11 protein-coding genes are annotated in these 19,859 nt (G+C 44.6%); 2 read left to right on the forward strand and 9 right to left on the reverse strand.

Translation table 11 applies throughout. The features are described from left to right. Positions 1 to 6: 6 nt before the first annotated feature. The 8 genes from CEF21_RS20730 to CEF21_RS20765 form a co-directional block, all read right to left on the reverse strand. Entirely contained in the window at positions 7 to 768 is a 762-nt protein-coding gene (locus CEF21_RS20730) for a glycosyltransferase family 2 protein (RefSeq protein WP_241156730.1), read from the reverse strand. A gap of 5 nt (positions 769 to 773) precedes the next feature. Further along, positions 774 to 1,871, reverse strand: a complete 1,098-nt coding sequence (locus CEF21_RS20735) for a glycosyltransferase (protein ID WP_123919698.1) — start codon at positions 1,869 to 1,871, stop codon at positions 774 to 776. Between the two features lie 12 nt (positions 1,872 to 1,883). After that, a complete protein-coding gene (locus tag CEF21_RS20740) occupies positions 1,884 to 3,002 on the reverse strand; it encodes a glycosyltransferase family 4 protein (RefSeq protein WP_164462269.1) in 1,119 nt (372 codons plus the stop codon). Positions 3,003 to 3,201: 199 nt separating this feature from the next. Beyond that, the gene (locus tag CEF21_RS20745; RefSeq protein ID WP_123919702.1) at positions 3,202 to 4,125 is read right to left on the reverse strand and encodes an NAD-dependent epimerase/dehydratase family protein; all 924 of its coding nucleotides are present in this window, start codon (positions 4,123 to 4,125) and stop codon (positions 3,202 to 3,204) included. 23 nt (positions 4,126 to 4,148) lie between these two features. Further along, on the reverse strand, positions 4,149 to 4,931 hold the full coding sequence (locus tag CEF21_RS20750; protein WP_241156732.1) for an exopolysaccharide biosynthesis polyprenyl glycosylphosphotransferase: 783 nt from the start codon (positions 4,929 to 4,931) through the stop codon (positions 4,149 to 4,151). Positions 4,932 to 5,704: 773 nt separating this feature from the next. After that, a complete protein-coding gene (locus CEF21_RS20755; RefSeq protein ID WP_123919704.1) occupies positions 5,705 to 6,646 on the reverse strand; it encodes a hypothetical protein in 942 nt (313 codons plus the stop codon). A 235-nt stretch (positions 6,647 to 6,881) separates the two neighbouring features. Then, on the reverse strand, positions 6,882 to 10,382 hold the full coding sequence (locus CEF21_RS20760) for a S8 family serine peptidase (RefSeq protein WP_123919706.1): 3,501 nt from the start codon (positions 10,380 to 10,382) through the stop codon (positions 6,882 to 6,884). Between the two features lie 292 nt (positions 10,383 to 10,674). Continuing rightward, the gene (locus tag CEF21_RS20765; protein WP_123919708.1) at positions 10,675 to 15,693 is read right to left on the reverse strand and encodes a lamin tail domain-containing metallophosphoesterase family protein; all 5,019 of its coding nucleotides are present in this window, start codon (positions 15,691 to 15,693) and stop codon (positions 10,675 to 10,677) included. A gap of 299 nt (positions 15,694 to 15,992) precedes the next feature. On the opposite strand from CEF21_RS20765, the gene CEF21_RS20770 reads away from it, so the two are divergent. Continuing rightward, positions 15,993 to 16,682: a hypothetical protein gene (locus CEF21_RS20770; protein ID WP_123919710.1), complete on the forward strand. Its 690-nt coding sequence runs from the start codon at positions 15,993 to 15,995 to the stop codon at positions 16,680 to 16,682. A 38-nt stretch (positions 16,683 to 16,720) separates the two neighbouring features. Here CEF21_RS20770 and CEF21_RS20775 read toward each other — a convergent pair whose 3' ends face one another. Beyond that, positions 16,721 to 18,685, reverse strand: coding sequence for a hypothetical protein (locus CEF21_RS20775; protein ID WP_123919712.1), 1,965 nt, complete (start codon positions 18,683 to 18,685; stop codon positions 16,721 to 16,723). Between the two features lie 167 nt (positions 18,686 to 18,852). Between CEF21_RS20775 and tagU the strand changes: the two genes are divergently transcribed. After that, positions 18,853 to 19,788, forward strand: coding sequence for a polyisoprenyl-teichoic acid--peptidoglycan teichoic acid transferase TagU (tagU, locus tag CEF21_RS20780; protein ID WP_277423916.1), 936 nt, complete (start codon positions 18,853 to 18,855; stop codon positions 19,786 to 19,788). The last annotated feature ends 71 nt before the right edge of the window (positions 19,789 to 19,859 follow it).

The raw sequence follows: 19,859 nt of genomic DNA on the forward strand, positions 1-19,859 counted from the left end.
CGAATTCTATTTTTTCAAATACGTTTTCTTTACCGCATTCCAAGCGTATCCCCCAAAACAAACAGCGGAATAAGGAAGACTAAGCTTCTCTACTTCACGGTATACCTTCCATGTTTGCTTTGCCGCTTTTACCTTGTTGCTTGAGATCGACCCAGGAACAAGCCGGTAATAAGCAAGTGTTTCCTGAAGCCCGTAAGCTGTAATCCCTTTTTTCAAAATGGACAGCCAGAGCGCAAAATCCTGTCTGGTCCGGATGTTCGGCATTTGAATGGGACCCGTTTTCTCTAAATTCACAACGGCTGTTAAACAGCCGATGATTGTATTCTTTAAAAGACTGTGATAGCCGATGCTATCTGGAATATCAATCACTTGATCGGTCTTTTCACCGTTTTCAAGCATGATCTGGTACTTGGTATACGTAAACGCATAATCGTTCTCTTCCATAAAACGAATCTGCTTTTCAAGCTTCTCCGGATGCCACAAGTCATCACTGTCCAAAAACGCTGCGTATTTCCCTTTAGCCATTTTAAGCGCGGTGTTCCTCGCAACGGCTGCCCCTCCGTTTTCAGTCAGTTCAACAAGCTGAATACGGGGGTCTTTTTCAGCAAATTCTTTTATAAACACGCGGGAGTGGTCCTTCGAACAGTCATCCACGATGAGCATTTCCCAATGTTCATACGTCTGTGCCTGAACAGAGCGGATGGTCTCCCCGATCGTCTTCGTGCTGTTGTAGGAAGGTGTAATAATTGAAACGAGCGGTCTTTCCACTTCGCTTACCTTCTTTCTAATGTTCTGTCGTAGATATCTGACATGAGCTCCGCATTTTCTTCCCAGCGGTATAAGGAAAGGACATGCTCTCTCCCTTTTTTGCCCATTTCGATGCCAAGCTCCGGATCTTCAATGAATAGCTTCATTTTTTCAGCCAGTGCTGTGCTGTTTTTGGTAGGGACGATAAATCCTGTTACGCCGTCCTTTACCACTTCAGGAAGTCCGCCTACATTGGCAACAACGACCGGTACTTCACATGCTTGCGCCTCGACCGCTGCCACTCCGAAGCTTTCACTGTCCAAAGTAGAAGGAACAAAGAAAACGTCAAAGGAATTAATCAGCTCAGGAACGCGTGCATGAGGCACTCTTCCGTGGAAGACGGTTTGAGAATCAATTCCGAGTTTCTTCGCAAGAGCCTGATACTCTTCAAGCTTCGGACCCGGTCCGACAATTTCCAGGTTCGTCATCTCAAAGGCTTCAGGCGGAATCATCCGTTTAAGCTCGGCATAGCCTTCCAGCAGATAGCGGATCCCGTATTTCTCTGCCATCGTTTTCACAATTCCGAATGTGACTTTGTCATCCGGTTTGCGGTTTGGGATCGGTTTGAATTTTTCCATATCCACACCGAATGGAGTGACATCGATCGGCTTGTCCGTATACTGAGCGGTTACTTCCTTCATGACATGGCTCGTTGAACCGATGACATCCGCTTTGCTTAAAGCATACTTCACCAAATATGTATTCAGTTTGCCCTCTTTTGGGAAATCATAAATATCCATTCCCCATACAGAAATCATATACGGGTGGAAATTGGTCATGGCACCTACCAGACCATAGCTTGAAACATAGTGGCTGTGCAGAATATCCGGCTTGAAGATTTGAAGCTGCTTTTTAATTTCCGGCACAGTCAGAAAATAGGAAAGCTTGTTGGAAAATTTCAGTTTTAAATAATGCGTCTGGACATTCGGCCACTGTGAACGATCCTCGTGATCCGTATGGCTGTCAAAGCTGATATTCAGCACCTGATAGCCTTTTTTATTATAGAAATCCAGCCATTTTTTCGTGTGAACGTTGTTTGCTGGAGCTAAAATGGCAATTTTCATTTTTTTCACCTCTTATTTGCGGATGGCTGTCAGATCGTGAACAACCTTCTGAACCCGTGCATCCCAGCTGTTTTTTTCAAATGCGTGTTCCCGGATGGAACGGACGAGCCCCTGATGGACTTCAGGCTTCAGCGCCTGATGAACCGCTTCAGCAAAATCCTGCTTGTCCACTGTAGATACCACTCCAAAGCTGTTATCTTCAAGAAACCGTGCATGAGCATCACAGTTTGTCGCAACGATTGGAAGGCTGTAGGAAAGATATTCAAACAGCTTTACCGGCATCGCAAAATCGTGGTACGTATTCTTTTCTCTCGGAATAAGAGCAAGATCCGCCTTTTTATAAACTTCTTTCAGATCATCTCCGGATAGATGCTGAATGTGAATCCATGATTCGTTTTGGAATTTCTGCACCTCAGGATACTTTTTAAACTCTCCTTCACGGCAGATGAATTCCAGCTTCACTTGAATTTGATCCTTATTTAAAAGATGAAACGCTTCAAGCATGGTTAAAATCCCCACTGTATCCGTTATTCCGCCTACGTAGACGGCTGTTGGCACGGCAGGAAGCACATGCTCATCGGCCGAAACTTTTTCCATACCGGGAGGAAGCTCATCGAATTCTTTTTCCCACTTCACGAAACGATTCATTTCTAATGAAGGAAGATACATTTTATCCACTACTTTATGATACGTGCTAAGCTCTTTTCTGTAAATATTTCTCATAACAGGCGTTAAAAATTTATAGCCAAACGGCGGAACGTACATATCGTCAAACTGCCAGTATACGTCACGATAGAAGCAGCCGATCGGAACACCGTTATCCTTTAGTTTTTTCCAGAAAGGAAAATCCAATCCAACTCCGCGCGGGACATGGTCTTTATCTGTGAGCCAGTAAGGCATCGTGCTGTTTTCCATGTAGCAAAACACGGCCTCCTTCACATCGTGGCTGCCCAAATACTCCCGGATTCGTTCTTTACGGTCCTTCGTCTGACCAGAAATAACAACAATTTTAAGATTTTCTTTCTCCCCGTACCGGGTAAAGGCCTCCACTAAACGCTTAGGCCGAACCCCCGATCCGCTTTTCGGGTTTTTCTGAAGCTCATACGGAAAATAAACGATGGCGTGTTTCATGATAATCTCCTCTATGTTTGCGTTGTAAGCGAATCGCCTAAAACATATTCTTTCGAACGATGGGCAGGTTTTTTGGACAAATCCGTTAAAAATTACAGAAATAATGACGGTACACTCCATATTTGCCCATAAAAAAATCCCCCGCTTCGCAATCCAATTAACCTGGTGTATGCGAATGGCAGCGGGAGATCACAGTCAATCATTTTGATGCACTTTTATAAAATTCCAATGTGTTGGCCAGACCTTGCGGTAAGCTGACCCCGGCATTCCAATCAAGAGCCAAAATGGTGTCGCTGTTGGATAGGACACTATCCCGAATATCACCGCTGCGCTCTTCCTTATAGATCGGTTCAAGACTGTTCCCTGAAATTTCGTTCATCAGGAAGAAAAGTTCTTTAATCGTAATTTTATCGGCGGAAGAAACGTTTAAGATTTTGTTATCGCCGTGCGTTAATGCTTTCACATTAGCCCGCGCAACATCTTGAACGTAAACGAAGTCGCGGGTCTGTTCCCCGTCTCCAAAAATAAATGGGGCTTCTCCCCGGCCAAGTGATTCAGCAAAAATGGCAATCACGCCGCCTTCGCCCAAAGCATCCTGGCGCGGACCGTATACATTGCCGTAACGAAGAATCGTGTAATCAATGCCGTGCAGACTCTGAGCCATCTGCAAGTATTTTTCAACGGAAAACTTGGATACACCATACGGAGCCATTGGCTTGGTCGGATGGTCGGTATCGACCGGAAGATATTCCGGATTTCCGTAAACAGCTGCTGATGAAGCAAAGATGATTTTACGGACACCGTGGTTTTTCGCACTTTCAATGACTTGAAGCGAGCCCCGGATATTGATTTCCTCATCTTTCAATGGGTTATCAATGGATCTTGGAACACTTACCTGTGCAGCCTGATGAATAATCGCTTCCGGTTTGAACTTCTCAACTGCCGCATCAAATTCAGGAGCGTTAATGCTGCTGACAACGTATTGTGCGTGTGGATTGACATGTTCCTGTTTGCCTGTGCTAAGATCATCCACAACCATGACGTCGTGCTGCTCCTGCACCAATAGGTCTACGATATGCGAGCCAATAAACCCGCAGCCTCCCGTTACCAAAACTTTCATAATTGAGGGAATCCTCCTAAATGATCTTACCTAGCGCCTTCACCAGTAAAGATTACACGTATAGTTTTAAAAATAATTTTAAGATCCAGTACAAAGCTCATGTTTGAAATATAGTATAAATCATGCTGAAGCTTTTCTTTCGGAGTGATATCATATCCTCCATTAACCTGTGCCCATCCTGTTAAACCTGGTTTTACAGCCAGTCGCTGGGAAAATCCCGGAATTTCACGTTCGAAATCCTCTGCAAACATCGGACGTTCAGGTCTAGGGCCAATAAGGCTCATATCGCCTTTTAGCACATTGTAAAATTGGGGAAGCTCATCGATGCGTGTTTTGCGGATGAAAGCTCCGATTTTCGTTACACGCGGATCGTTCTTAGATGCCCACTGCGCCCCGTTCTTTTCAGCATCCGTCCTCATGGACCGGAGCTTAATGACATTAAATTTATGTCCCTTTAAACCGACGCGCTCTTGAAAAAAGAGTGCCGCACCGGGGGATTCCAGCTTGATTGCAAGCATGGTTATCAAAACAATTGGGCTCGAAAGTATTAGGCCGATCAGTGCTAAAATGATATCTGAAAATCGTTTTCCGTATTCGTTATATGCTGTCTTTTTCGGGTTAATTTCTGCTGTTTGTGCGTAGGCAACGGATTGATACTTACGATACAAATTGGATTCTGCCCGATTAATCGCCACCAAAATCACCTCTAAGTTTCTTTCAGCTAACTTTATAATATGGTTTCCAAGTTTACTGCTTGTTCCAAAGAATTCACTCATAAGAACAATATCACTACTTAAAAAAAAGGTCAATAAAATTCAGGAGAAGGTTCTTCCCTTGCCGGAACCTTTCTGACATCGTTCATTTTTCAGACATAAATGACCAGACTGCAGATAGAGGATTACGCTACTTCAGCCATTCCCCTGATTGCGTTCATGCATACACAGAGCAGTAAAATCGTTTGGTATCCAACCTTATTGTTTGAGTAAACACCATCTTAATGCGTGCGTTTTTCAGAGAACGCTGCATTATTTTGGATAGCTGAAAGCAGCGGGCTCAGAGCCACTCAAAACAGGCTTTTTTGCGCTCATAAAGATAAGACGAACCAAATAATAAATGGTTGCATACTCTGTGTTAATTTTTTGTAAAAAATTGCAGGAAATTCACTTCATATCATTCGGCACTTCAGCCAATTTTACGCACTTTCCTTTAAAGAATGCATGCTAAGCTTCTTTACCCAACATTTCGTTTTTCCTAAACCAGGCTGAACGCAATTATAAGGAAATACTTTTGGCAGGAGGCTTCTGCAGGTAAAAAGCCTCTCCCCAAGCCCCTTATGGCACACAATAGAATATATCGGCCTGTCTTCACAGAAGTTAACCGGCTTGTTTAAATTATTTTGTTAAGCTGCTGCATGAACCTGAAAGTTGCGGTTGCCATTTTTGATTGACGGGTTTGGCTGCAGGCGCTGCACACTCTCTTCATGCGAATCAAGAATCCTCTTGAGGATATGGCTCCCGCCTACCCAATCCGCCTGCTTTCATTTTGGAACAAAAAAAAAGCAAAGCCTCTTAAGGCTTCGCTCTTATTTGCCGTCAATTAATTCACGCAGCTGCTGTTCATCTTCGTCCAGATTGTTTTTAATTTCGGCAGGCACGGGTTCATATCCGCCCTCCTGCACAATTCTTTCCGCTTTTTCCTTCAGCCTGTCCAGTTCCGGCAATTGTGCTTTCGCTTCTTCTTTTTTGCCGGATTGGGCTAGGGCAAAGAGACTGTTCATAAGACGGTGTCTGGAAATATAATAAATGGTCCGTTCTATTTCTTTTTTGCCCGGCTGAACATATGTTTTCTGCAAGTCTGCTCTTGCAGACGAACCGGATACTTGTCCAATCCTTTTTTCTGTTTCCTTAATATGCCTGGAAAGATAATCATACATATTATTAGCATAATAAATATTGCGGTCTTTATTTACGAGTATTTTATACGCATCCACATACGTCATCGTGTATGCACCTTCTGCAATGGCTTCCTTCTTCCGCAGGTAATACCCGATGGCCGGATCAAGGGCAGGATAGCCCCCGCTCTCTTTAATCTGTGCAGCCCTCTTTTTAAGGCGGTCCAGCTTACTGAGATCTGAGTCAATCGTGTAGGAAGCCTGCAGATTTTTCGATTCCATTGATTGAAGCAGACGGTACTGTGAGACTTCATAAATGGTGCGCTCCAGTTCAATTTTTGCCGGGGCCACATATTTTTTCAGTAGAGCATTACGGTTTGAAGCTCCAGATACTTTTCCAATAGAAGCTTCTGTAGATTTAAGGGATGAAGTAAACGCATTATATTGAGAATTAATTGCCGTCATCTGTTTTGTGCCGATTGCCTGTCTGAATGCTCTCGTTTTGGCCGCAAGTGCATCTCCGTTCTTTACCGCATTAGAGTAACCAGCTGTCTGTGCAGCGGAGGCAGCAGGCATGGAAAGCGTGCTAATGAGCATCATTGCCCCGATTCCTGCCAGTAATGCTTTTTTCACTATAGGTTCCTCCTAATTAAATAGTTAGTTTTTCACCGAAATGGATGGTTTCTTAAAGTATATAGTGTTTCTTGCTCTTTTTACAGGGATTGAGCTCCTATTTTCGAAAAGATAGCGGATAAGGTCTCCCGGTGTTCAGCCTCTGGCCACTGCTGCGGTGAGCACAGCGGGACAGTCCCCGTCATAACCTTTCTGAACATAAAAAAGAGGCCAACCAAAGTCAGCCTCTCCGTCGTTATTTAATGGTTAATTCATAAGGAGACATACTCACCCTTTCCATTGCTTCTTCAACCTTCACATAATATTTTCCTTTTTTCAGGCTGAGACTGAAAATTTCAGAGTCTCCCGCTCCGTATTGGTCCGCTGTCCAGATGACTTTACCTTTTGAATCAATCACGGTAACCTTTCCATCCAGCCCAAATGGTGTTTTCAGGGAAGCTGTCAGTTTCTTGTCGTTTCTTAAGGTGAATGTGTACGTATCTGAATCTTTGATGGATTGGAAGTAGCCTTTCGCCTTTCCGTTTTTCAAGACTGCCGGCTTGCTTGGGATGCCTTTTTTGAAGACAGAGCCTCTGTCTTCATCTATCCCGCCCATTTTAGCCATCGTTAATTTGTATGGAGTAACGGTTGTCTGGTCACTCCAATAATTCAATGCCAGAACAAAGTAGCCTTTGCCCGCTTTTCCTTCGAGAGATCCCGCCTCCGGGTCATTATCGAAGCCATAGTCGGACACAATAAAATTGCCCTCTTCTTCCGAATCCAGCTTTCCATTCCCATTTGTATCTTCAATGGTGACAAGAACAGGATCGATTGGAACCTTTATTTTTTCCGGAGCCTTCAGCTTTGCGTTCTTTTCAGGCATCGGCTGGATCGTATAACCATACAATCCGCTGACAGCCGGTTTAAAGTAATACGTATCCTGGTCACCTATGGATGAAAAGTTCCCTTCCACTGCTGTCAATCCAAGCGGTGTAGCTTCAGTAAAGTTGTCATTGGTTTCGTATTTGTCCGCTGTATTCTTCATAATGGGTCTGGCCGTAAATTCATAGGGGCTAAGGGAGGCATCATACTGGACGTGAGCCATTTTCAAATAGTAGGTTTGCCCCTTTTTCAAGCCTGCAGCATAGGAAGCGGCTGCGCCATACCCGGTATCCGTCATCTCTGCATTGGCACCTAATGGGACCATTTCTTTTACTTTTGGATCATAGCGGTAAATTTCCATAGACGGCACGAGAGAATCCTTGCCGCTTGAAAAAGTAAAATCGTACACCGCATGTTCATCCGGTGTAAAAGCATACCAGTCCTCATCCCCCATATATTGAACATACCCTTTCACCGTGCTTTCTGCTTTGTACGGAATGGCATTGCTTAGAATTCGCTGGATATACTCTTCATAAGAACCCTCTTCAGATGACTGTTCAATAATCACATCACGTTTATTCACTGCAGCAGGTGATGCCGGAGTTGCAGTCCCTTCTTCAGATCCCCCTTCATTCATTTCAGGGAAGTTGTCTTCGTCTAACGGAACCTCATGGCTTGATAATGAGACTTGATACGGCAGATGGGAAGAGTAATTGCGGTCGAGATCGATAACCTGCTGGCCGGTCATCATCATCCAGATCCAGGCATCCATGCTCGGTTTATTCGTTACTTCCACCGTATATTCGCTGTTTGGACTGGCTTTGAAAATGTATTCTTCCCCAAGACCGGTCCGGTTTGAATCCACCCAACCCATTTCCATCGGGTATTTTTCCCCTTGTTCTTCGACCATCATCGATAGTTTCACGTTCGGATCAATCCCCGGAACACCGGATACGGTAAATTTCATTAATTCGCCTGATTTCACGGCTCCGGTTTTAAATGTAAAGTAATCGCTGTCCCCTTTTAACACCGGTCCGGGTGGCGTTCCTTCTTCATCCTTTGACCCTTCCTCTCCGTTACCCGGAGTTCCCTCTTCAGCTGGCGGGATCGCAGCTGATTCATCCGTGTAATAGAGAGGGGTTTCTGAATGATACGGAAGTGCTGATATCACGTCCGGCTTTTCCAATGTGTTGGTATCCTCAAGTTTAGATGAGGATTTTTCAATGGTCAGTCCGTATTTTGAAAGATTGCTTTCGCTGTAATTTCCGTATGCATCCTTCACATAAACAAGCAGGACACCATCCTCTTTTGCTTCAAAAAGCGTTCCTTCCGCACCATCTGTCCCCTGATCATTGATTTTCAGTTTGGAAGCGGGTTTCGTTTCTTTTCCTTTATAGAAGTCGAGGCCTAAAACAAGATCATAATTCGCAGACCCGGTCAGTTTGGTCTGGACAAACTCTCCTTTTTTCACATTCAGTTTATACAAATCCATTTGATTCATTTTTTTAAACAGGCCGGAAACAGTAAGCGATTTTCCTTCTTCAGGAGTGACCGCTTTGGCCGCGCCAAGACGCTTTTCTAAAGAGAGCTTCGGATTGGCCGGCACGTTCTTCACATTGTATGTCAAAGCAGCCACCGGATCGACAAGTCCGTTTCCATAAGAGATATCGTATCCCTTCGAACCAAGATCCTTTGCTGTTTTATTTAGGATGTAATTAATTTGATACGGTGTCAGCTTCGGATTCTTGCTCAGCATTAATGAAACGACACCCGCTACAGCTGGCGAAGCCATGGATGTTCCGCTCATTTTTGCAAAGGAAGAACCTTTCTCCGCATCATAAACCGATGAATAGATCTCCTCTCCCGGAGCCACTACATCGACGCCAGGCCCAAAAGTGGAATAAGAAGATAGCTTGTTTTTATTGTTCGTGCTTCCGACTGATATAACCCCTTCAAAGGAAGCCGGGTATTCTGCAAGATTCATGCCGCTGTTCCCTGCCGCAGCCACGACCGTAATATTGGCATCGATCGCTTTTTGAACCGCCTCCTCAATAATCGGGGAAGGGAACATGGAGCTTAGAGATAGGTTGATAACTTGAGCTTTTTGATCGATCGCCTTCAGGATCCCCTGTGCCACGACATAGTCGTTGGCAAAGAAAGAACGATTAAATACATCGATCGAGATTAGGTCGACATTCGGATTGATTCCATATCCTCCGGTTCCATTATTTTTTTCCGCAGCAATAATTCCTGAAACATGGGTCCCGTGAACATCCGGCGTCCCTTTTTGAGCAGGATTCATCACATTGTTGTTGCTCTTGATTTTATTTTTCAGTTCCGGGTGCTTTGCATCGATTCCTGTATCAACAACAGCTACACGCACTTTATTTTTACCCGCGAGCTTTGAAGCCTCAGGAATGTTTAATGTATTTAGATGGTACATGGCAGAAGCTTTTAAGTCCGGACTCCCCGCCTGTTTGAGCAAAGCGCTCTTAGAAATGGCCGAAACGTTCGGCATCGCCACATAGTTTTTGGCTGCCTTCTCCATCGATACCTTTCCGTTGATTTGAACAATATCATAGCCCAGAGCCGCAACTCTCTGAATAAGTTTTCCGCCTGCCCGCTGGTGAGCCTGGGCAGAGATTGGTGTTTTATATTTGATCATCAGCGTTTTATCCGCAAACTGCTGGTTTTTCTCTTTTGAAATGGAGCTTCGCTTTCCCTGTTTGGATTGATTCATGTTTAGCATGTTTTTAATAGCGGTTTCCGATTTTGGAGCTTTTTCAATAGCCGAAACTGAGACTCCCGGAAGCGCACTGAAGATGAGTGCCGCCGTTACGATTCCGCTTAATGCTTTTCTCAATGGTTTTTTCACAATTTTACCCCCGTCGTTTAGTCAGTGGAACATTTATCCACTCAGAGTAAATACGACGGGGTTGACCTTTTCCCTTTTTATTCCTCCTGTCTTTTTTATGACATCTTTTGTGCGGCGATCGCGGAAATTTCCCGGGGAATGAGGAAGGGGGTCAAAAAAAGTCGAGGCTGTCCCGATGCTCCGGATTGTCGCCCTTCCGCTTCAATCAGCCGGACAAATAAAAACAGGGAAACGCATTGAATGCATTTCCCTGTTTTTAATAAATAGACTTCTCAGACAGCCCCTGCTGTCATTAGTTTTTATTGTACGTCATCTTATTCAAGTCGAATAGGATATAGGCCCCGCCGCCAAGCTGCATGCGGTTGTTTTTCACCTCGTAAACGCGGTACTGCTCATTCGGCCTTAATGATTTTAGTGCTTTTCCGTCCTTGTAAAGAACCATCTTGCCTTTCAGCTGAACGGTTCCTTCAAAGTACACCGCGCTTTTATCCTTCTTCACCGTGTACCCGCCTCCGGTTTCGTAGCCAGTACCGTTTGTTTCATAGACCTTGATGGCTTCTCCCCGTTTCAGCATTCTGAAAACACGTCCATCCGGTGCGTAAAGAGGCTGGTCTTTTGTAATGAGAATTCTTCCCTCATAAAAACCGATTTCCTCTTTTTTGATGTAGTAGCTGCCGCCGACATTCAGCCATTCCTCTCCCTTTCCGTACACTCTGAGGGATTCCCCTTTTTCAGCTGTGCGGAATAAGGTAAGCTTCCCATCGGCTTCAAGCTTGTAGATCGCTGCTTTTGTCCGGACAGTTGCTCTTCCCTCCGGATAGCGCTCAGCCTTGATCTTCTCCGGCATTTCAAGATCCGTTTCAGGTTTGTCCGGGGTATCCGGTGTATCCGGTTCATCCGGAGTTCCCGGTTCCTCAGGCGTTACGACAGGCGGAGGAGCCGGGGTATCCTCAACAGCTGGTTTCCCTTTCGTAAAACTCCAGATATCAGATTCCGCTTTCCCTGTGAACTGATCGCTCGCCGAAGCGTACCATGAATAAACAGTGCCTTCTGTCAGACCGTTCCAGGAAACGGTAGCAGTCTCTCCGCTTTTCACATTTTTCACTTCGCCAATTTTATCGTCAGTATAGACGTTGACCGCAAAATAATCAGTCGCCACTCTTTTTTCCTGAGGACTTAAATCAAGATCGAGAATAAATTCATCCTTATTCGGAAAATCACCCGTATTATAATAGTTGTAATCTTTCATATAAGGAGAATACGTATTGACAATGATCCGGTTCTGATCCGCATCAAAATGAAGCAGTCTCATATACCCCTGGCCGCCTTCAGGACCAGCCTGATAGTCTGCCAGCATCTGCGGAACTACACGGTCTGTCTTCCCGTCCCCATTGTCATCAATTTCACTCTTTAAAATTTGGCTTTCATGATAGTGTCCGCTCAGGACAGCGATCACATTCTTATTCGGAACAACGACTTGTTCGAAAAGTTTATCTCCAAGAGGGTGGCGCGTTCCGGTCGCCATCATGTATTCATGGAAATTGAGAATCGCTTTCCGGTCCGGATGCTCGCTTAATACTTTGTTCATCCAGGCAATTCCTTCTTCGTCAATCCCCCAGCCCATGTACATCATGATGTAGTCATTTCCGTTTGCTGAAATTAAATCATAGTGGCCTTTATTGTTTTGGAACGATTCCCCGTAATGAGGCTGATCCTTGAAGCGTGCTTCCCCAAAGTATTTCCTGAATTGGTTGTAATCGCTCGTCTTGTGATCCACATCGTGGTTTCCGGCGAGAACACCGTATGGAACATTCGCGTCCTCCAATGTTTTCATCGATTTGTCGGCTTCTTTCCACTGGTATTCCTGATTCGCCATGTTCACAAGATCACCCGTATGGATGACATATTTGATTTTCATCTCTTCCTTTTGTGCGGCAATCCATTTTGTCATCGAGTCATAGATTCCCGGATAGCTTTCTGAGTAATACTGGGTATCGGACATCCATACAAACGTATAATCATAGTCACTGGACGAGGCAGGGATTTCATCCTGGATCATCACGTTCAGTCTGCTGTCTTTCATAAAATCTCCCGCTGCTGCGTTCCCTTTCAGAACAAAATCTTCTTTTCCTGCAACGAAGCTGTCAATAATCGACCAGTGGGCGTTTTTATGATTCCACGCATACATGGTGACTTTGCGGCCTTCAAGGGAATGCCCCTTCCAGGAAAGCTCAATTCGGTCTGTGGCATCTACTTTCCCATCCACCTTAACGTCAAAGCGGTGATAAGGAAATTGTGTACTTGAATCCGTTGTGACATACTGCTGATCCGCTTTGGAAACGAGCTGCCTTTCTCCCTCGGTCATCGGTGTTTCTCCAGCTGGTACAGGCGTCGCAGGCGGTTCGATGTCCGCTGTATTTTTGAAAGCCCCCACTTCTGTTTGAAGGCTTGCATTGTATGTGTAGCCTCTAAAGAAACCAACATCCATCGTGTCGCCAGTCGGATCCTTTGTCCGTACAGAAAGAATTGGATTGCCATCTGCCGCTGCGCCCGCCTCAGGACTGATGAGCTCCGGTTTATCAGGATTTTCGGAAACGGTCTTAAAGCGAACCGTGATTTCTTTCAGATTCCCAGCCTTGTCTTCCGCCTTAATGACAAGGGTATGGTCCCCGGGTTCCATATCCGCGGCTGAAGTTTTCAATGGAAGAACGATTTTTTGCCCATCCAGTTTTACTTCAGTTTGCTTAATGCCGGAAAGCTGATCTGTGATCGCAGCATCGATTGGAAAAGCTCCTTTGTAATCGTTTCCTTCTATTATAGTAGGTTTTATTTCAGGAGCTGTGTTATCAACCTTCATCTTTCTTGTAAGGGATTCGTTTCCGTCTTTAAGGGTAATCGCGTGCTCCCCGTCAGCCGCTGTCTTTGTGTTCCATGTATACGATTTCGCTTGAAGATGCTGATCTGTCAGATTAAAATGGAAATCAAAAAATTTACTTGCTCCAGCCCCGTCCCCGACATTCAGGTTGTCATCCGGATTCAAAAACTTCGGATCCTGTATGACCGTACCGTCTCTAAGGATCAGACGCGGGTTTTTCATATCAAAATCATCCCGGTTTTCCTTGGATTCCGTATCAAACGGAGTCGCTTTCGTTCCGGAGCGAACGGTAATCACATTGTCTCCGGCCTTGAGGCGGTCAGGGTCAATCGGAACATAGATGGTCTGCCATTTGATGATAAAATCATCAAAAATGCGGAGAACATCATCCCCCATCGTCACGCCATTTTGGAAGAACGTATTCACGTTATTGACCTCAAATGCAAAATACGCTTCATGCTCTAAGGAGGATGTTCCTTGTCCTTCAAACGCTTTTCCATCCGTTAGTAATTGTGCTGAAGCAGGAGCTGTTCTCAGCACCTTGTCTCCAGATGCAAACTCGCCGTCTTTCACATTCAGGCGAAGGGCAGAGGTGTCAAGACTGCTATTAACGCTGACACGAACCGGCTCGGTTTTCGTTTCATTTTTCCCGTCAGTAACAATGAAATAGTATTCGATAGATTTCTTGCCGATTAAATCAGGTGCGTAAACGGTATGGTGATAAAGGGTGTCGTTATAGTCTTGTTTAAGGGTCCACTCCTTCTCTTCTCCGCCATCCGTTTTCACATACAGCTTCACCGATTTTACCTCGTGGTCATCTGAGGCTTCAGCTGTGATGGACAAATCACTCAGCTCATCCACCGCCGCCTTCTTAGTCAGGTCTTCAATTTTTGGTTTTGTCTGGTCTTCTTTTACTTGAACCGGCTCTTTAGGAATTTGATAACCGTTCACAGTTCCGGGTGTCGCCGCATCCTTCCCGGCGCTGACTTTCAGCTGCTTCGTTGATCCATCCTGGGGGTACGTGTAGTTAATCCCTTTATTGGCTGCGGGATCCTTTACATTAGGCACATCATTGTAATAGGCGACATTCAGCTCTTTCCCTATATTCGTTGCTACAACTAAGCCTCTCATAGCTGCATTGGACATTCCGTCGCTGTAGATTTTCACTAAATTTTTGTTCTCTTCAAGGGCCGTTCCGTAATTGCTGTTGAAATCGGCGGCCGTTTTATCCCGGTTGGATGCATTGATAATCCAGAAAACCAGTGTTTCCCCGGCAGGGATCACCGCATCTTCCGGGACGGACGGCCAGACTATATCGGTCGCTGCTTCGGCACCGGAACGGTATTGAAGCTTATAATCTTTAAAATTCAAATCCTCATTCGTATTGTTGTACACTTCAATGTATTCATAGCCGTCCGAAGTCCCGACATTGGTTGAATCCGGAACCACTTCTGTTATGAGCAATGGCGGAACAGCTTCCGGCTTCACGTCAGAAGAAGCAATGGAAATGGGATACTCTTTTGTTTTGGCTGTATTCGTTCCGTCACTTGCACTTATGTAATATACCAAATCTGAAACAGCATCCGCCCCATCGATTTGAGCCGAATACATACCCGACTGGTCCGGCAGCGCGTTCATCGCAGCTGCTTTAAATTCCGCGTCATCTTTCCTTTTATAAAACACTTGCGCCTGGCTTACCTTGCTGTTATCTTTTATTTCCGCTGTAATCATGATTGGAGAATAGGCTGTTCCTTTTGCAACAGGTGTATGCTTAATGGCTGGCGGTTCCGTATCCTTTTCAGCAGGCAAAAAGGTTTGCTCTTCCTCAATGGAACCTGGTGTTGGAGGGGCCAGTGTTTTGTATGGGTCCATTACGGTGCCTGCCAGCGGTGATTTATAATGGATCCCGTTTCCATTATCGTCTGATTGGCCAGATTGGTACGAAATAGAAGCAATAGCCTGGCCGTTTGCATCTTTTATTAGAACCCCGCGTTCTCCAGTATTGGCAAAGCCTGCGAACTTCCCTTCTTTTGAAAAAGGAATCAATTGGTTTTCATTCAGAGAGGTTCCAAACTGTGCATTAAAGTCCGCCGATGTTTTTTCTCCATTGTTATACCATAAAACAACGGTCTCTCCTGGCTGAATTTTTATGCCCGATATCGCATTTAGTTCGACATCGGCGGTAGCGGAATTAGGGTACTGATACATAAATTTGCTGTTCGTCAAATCGATTACAGTCCCAGTTGGATTATGAAGCTCGAAGTACTCAAAATAATCCGTTCCAGGTCCTTTAGAGTTCGGAGAAATCTCCGTAATCAGCAGCTGTGATGCCTTGACGGCTGCGTGTGCTGTTTTTGCAGAAAACGCTCCTGCCATACTTGATAAAAATAGAGTTAACGCTAGAAAACCAGTTAAATAAGTGTTCTTTTTCATCATAGTCCCCCATTGTCTTTATGTACGTCCGACATTATTTTACAGAAGGGGTAAAAAGTTAAAACCTGTTTTTTCTAAAAATACTGTAAATTCAGATTAAATTTTCCTCTATGAATCTTAACATCTGTTCATCTTGACTATTCAGCAATAACGCCAAAAGACCTAGTTAGTTATCATAAGAATTGAAATTCCATAGACCTATGAAAAATTGTTTACTTTTCCAGGATTCGTCTATATAATCTACAATGTTCCAATTTGGTACAGAAAACAAAACATATATAGACGGGGGAAACACTTACATCATGATTAACCACAAAAGTCTTTACAAAGTACTCGGATCTTCCATTCTAGCCGTTTCATTGCTGGCGGGATGTTCAGCAGAGGAATCAGCTGATGCGGGCGGAAAGAAAGAAGAGACTAAACAAGCCGCTCAAAAAGACGTAAAAAACGAAGTGAAAAAGGACGAAAACGGGGATTATGTATTTGATACAGCCGGCCAGAAAATGAAAACGGACGGAGCAACCGTTGAACTTCTAAAAGTAAAAAACATTAATGAAGTGATAGACATTGCTCCTTTAAAAGTAACGGTCAATGACGTCAAAGTATTTAAGCTTACGGACGTAACCAATGACATGGCCGTGAATGTTTCAATGGGTTCAATGGTCGATTCTGAGGTTTTGGAAAAGGGCTTTTCCTATGTGCAAGTAACGTTTTCAGCAGAAAATACAGAAGAGAAGAATGTTGAATGGTATGATTTAATGAAAGTTGTGACAGATAAGGGCGAGCAAATCGACGGGCAAATGGTTGATTTTCTGAGCGATGATGCAGAGACCGATTCTGTATTTTACGGAAAAGTAAAGAAAGAATTCAAAGACGGGTTTATCATTAAAAATGAGGATATTCAAAAGGTAAAATTGATTTTTGGATCTTCCGTAGATGCGACTACGTACGAAGACATTACACCTGAACAGCAGGTTGAATATACGTTTTAATTAAAAGAAGGGCGGACATAGATGTCCGCCCTTCTTTCTTACTGATTCATTTTCCATAAATCTCTTTTATCATGGAAAAACAGTGTACCCGCTGAATCCGCAGCGACCTGATCCGTTCCTTTTCTTAAAATGGACGCCTGATACGTTTTCAAATCCAGCTTAAACAGAACTTTTTCGACGGTTCCATAAACATGGCCGTCCTTGCCGAGTGCGAGGGAGGTATTTTGTGAATAGCCTGAGACACTTTTGACAATGGGCCTTTGAACGGTGACTCCCTTCCCTGGCACGAACACAAACACATTCCCGTCGGCAAGCCCGATGATCCGGCCGTCTTTTAAGGCAGTCAGAGCGGAAATAAACTGGACATGCTTAAACGGAAGACGGATGACCTCCGGCTTCGCCATTACGTTTCCTGCAGGCAACGCAAACAGCACGGCATTGGTCCTGTTTTTATCAACATTGGATTTCCCGAAAATCGACGTCCCTGCGTAAATTTTCTTGCTTTTGGCATGGTAGGCGAGAGAAATCACACTCTGGTCTTTCACAATCTGATGGCGTACCGCAGAAGAACGGCTTGATGCATCATAAATAGCTAGCGCTCCGCCGTTTATCCCCGCTCTTGGCGCCGTCCCAAAGACTAGTTTGCTAGTACCCGGTATAGCGGAAGCGGCAATCGGGCGGTCCTGCCCTTTATGGCCAAAAGCGGATACTTCCTTAGGATTCTGTCCTGCTGCCCATGGTGATGAAGGGTTATACTCCATTATTTTTGCACCTGGATACACGCCAAAATACAGTTTTCCGTTTAATGATGTCATGCTCTCCATTTGGCCAATTGCATCCTGAACCGCACTTTTTCCGCTCGAAACCTGATAGGTACCCATTTTGCCGTTCAAAAAGCCGGAGCTGTAAATTTTCCCGTCAGCCCCTGCCCCAATTTTATGCACCTCAACAGGCTGGGCCGGCAAATTCAGATTGAGGTTTTCATAGGATTTGTCAGATGGCCTGTATGTAAAATACCGGTCAGCATTTCCAACCTTTCCGGTAAGGATCGCTTCTTTCGCTCCTGGATACGGGACAAAATCAAGGGACACGATGCTCGTCGGAATCCGGTTATGAACAACCAGCGCCGTTTTCTTCGTGCCTAAATCATACCGGTAAAGAGACGTTCCGTTTGCATAATAGACGGCGTTTTCCGATGGGGATTTTGGCGATACGCCCTTTGAAGTAGCGGCAAGTTCTCCAGTCAGTTTCTTGCTCTTTGCATCAAATATAAGCAGTTTGTTTTCAGGATTTAATTTCACGAAAACAGATCCGCCTGCCACATTAATAGCATCAATTTGTTTTTGGGACTGATATTTCGCCGGAAGCATATTTTGTTTTTTTCCAGAACGAAGGTCATATGAAACAAGCTGGGCCGGCGATCCCGTACCGATGAACAGCTGCCGGTTTGCATCATCCGCCTCTACACTCTTTCCGTCCTTCTTGCCCGCAGCGACCGTTCCAAGGTCTTTGAAGCCTTTCCCTGCTGTATAGCTGAATAGCTTGCCTTCATTAGCGGACACTCCATACAGCACTCGCTCTTTCGCGCTGTAGGAAAGACCCCAGATTGTCGTTCCATTTTTAGCCGTAGCCTTTCCTGCTTTGGTGAGTTTCATTGCATTCGGATCGTAGCGAAAAAGCAGTTCTCCCGGTGTGGTTCCGATCCACACTTCATTTTGTGACGCCTCAATCGACCAGGCCGCTGTTGAACCTTCAAGAGACTCTGTATCGATCACGTTCCCTGTAGCAAGATTCGTAACGACAAGCTTGGCAGGCAGCCCCTGAAGCAGGGTATACATAAGCGGTTCTCCTTTTTTATTGAGAGCCGCCGCTGCCCCAGTCGCATTCAGATTGCTGATCTGCGGTCCGATTTTTTGAAAAACAGGGGCGGAACTTGCTTCCGCCTGTAACAAAACTCCCAAAACAAGCGTCATAATAATTGTACTGATCCATAATCTCTTCATATACAGTCCTTCTTTCCTGCATTTTTTTAGCGTACTTATGTTTAATAAGTTTTTATAGACATTTTTTCATAGATATGTCAAAATTTCTTCAGTAACGCTAACCGTTCACTTCCAGTTTTAGTATCGGCTATTAGAAACAATTATGAATGGAACGAGGGAAAAATAGCTTGAGAGCGAAAAAACAGAAAAAAACGTGGCTTTGGGTGACGCTGTCCATTATCGGGGTTTTAGTTCTAGGAGTCGGATTATATGCAGGATATCTTTTTAAACGAACAAATGATACCGTTGCGAATATTCAGGAAGAGGTCAAGGTCACAAAAACGAAGCCTATAGTCAATTTAGAAAAAAAGGAACCGATCTCCATCCTCCTCATGGGAGTAGATGAACGAAAAGGAGATTCCGGCCGGTCGGACTCATTAATTTACATGACCGTTAATCCAAACAAAAAAGAAATGCACATGGTCAGCATTCCGCGTGACACAAGAACCGAGATTGTCGGACATAACACAACGGACAAAATCAACCACGCCTATGCATTTGGCGGGACGAAGATGGCGATTGAAACCGTTCAGAAGTTCCTCGGTGTGGATGTGGATTATTTTATAAAAGTAAACATGGAAAGCTTTAAGCAAGTCGTTGACACCGTAGGCGGTGTGCAGATTAACAACCACCTTGCCTTTACTTATGAAGGCGAAACCTTTGAAAAAGGCCCGATCACTCTAAATGGTGAGCAGGCACTTAAGTATTCCCGCATGCGCTACGAAGATCCGGATGGGGACTTCGGCAGACAGCTCCGCCAGCGCAAAATTATTGAAGCCGTTATAGCCAAAGGCGCCAACATACAATCCATCACCAAATTCAGTGATATGCTCAGTGTGGTTGAGAACAACGTAAAAACCAATATGTCCTTTGATAATATGTGGGACATGGTCTCCAATTACCGTGACGCCAGCCAAAAAATGGTTCAGCATTCCATTGATGGGAAAGGAACAAAAATAGACGGCATCTATTACCTTGAAGTTCCGGAAGAAAACCGGACCGCCTTAACGAATGAACTGAAAGCTAGTCTGGACATCCCTCCAAATACTGCTAGTACCCAATAAATCCGGTGAAAACCGGGTTTTTTACTTTTCCTCAAATAGGTACATTAACCTATTTAATTTATTTTCTTCTT

The sequence above is a fragment of the Bacillus sp. FJAT-42376 genome (assembly GCF_003816055.1).
Taxonomy (GTDB): domain Bacteria; phylum Bacillota; class Bacilli; order Bacillales; family Bacillaceae; genus Metabacillus_B.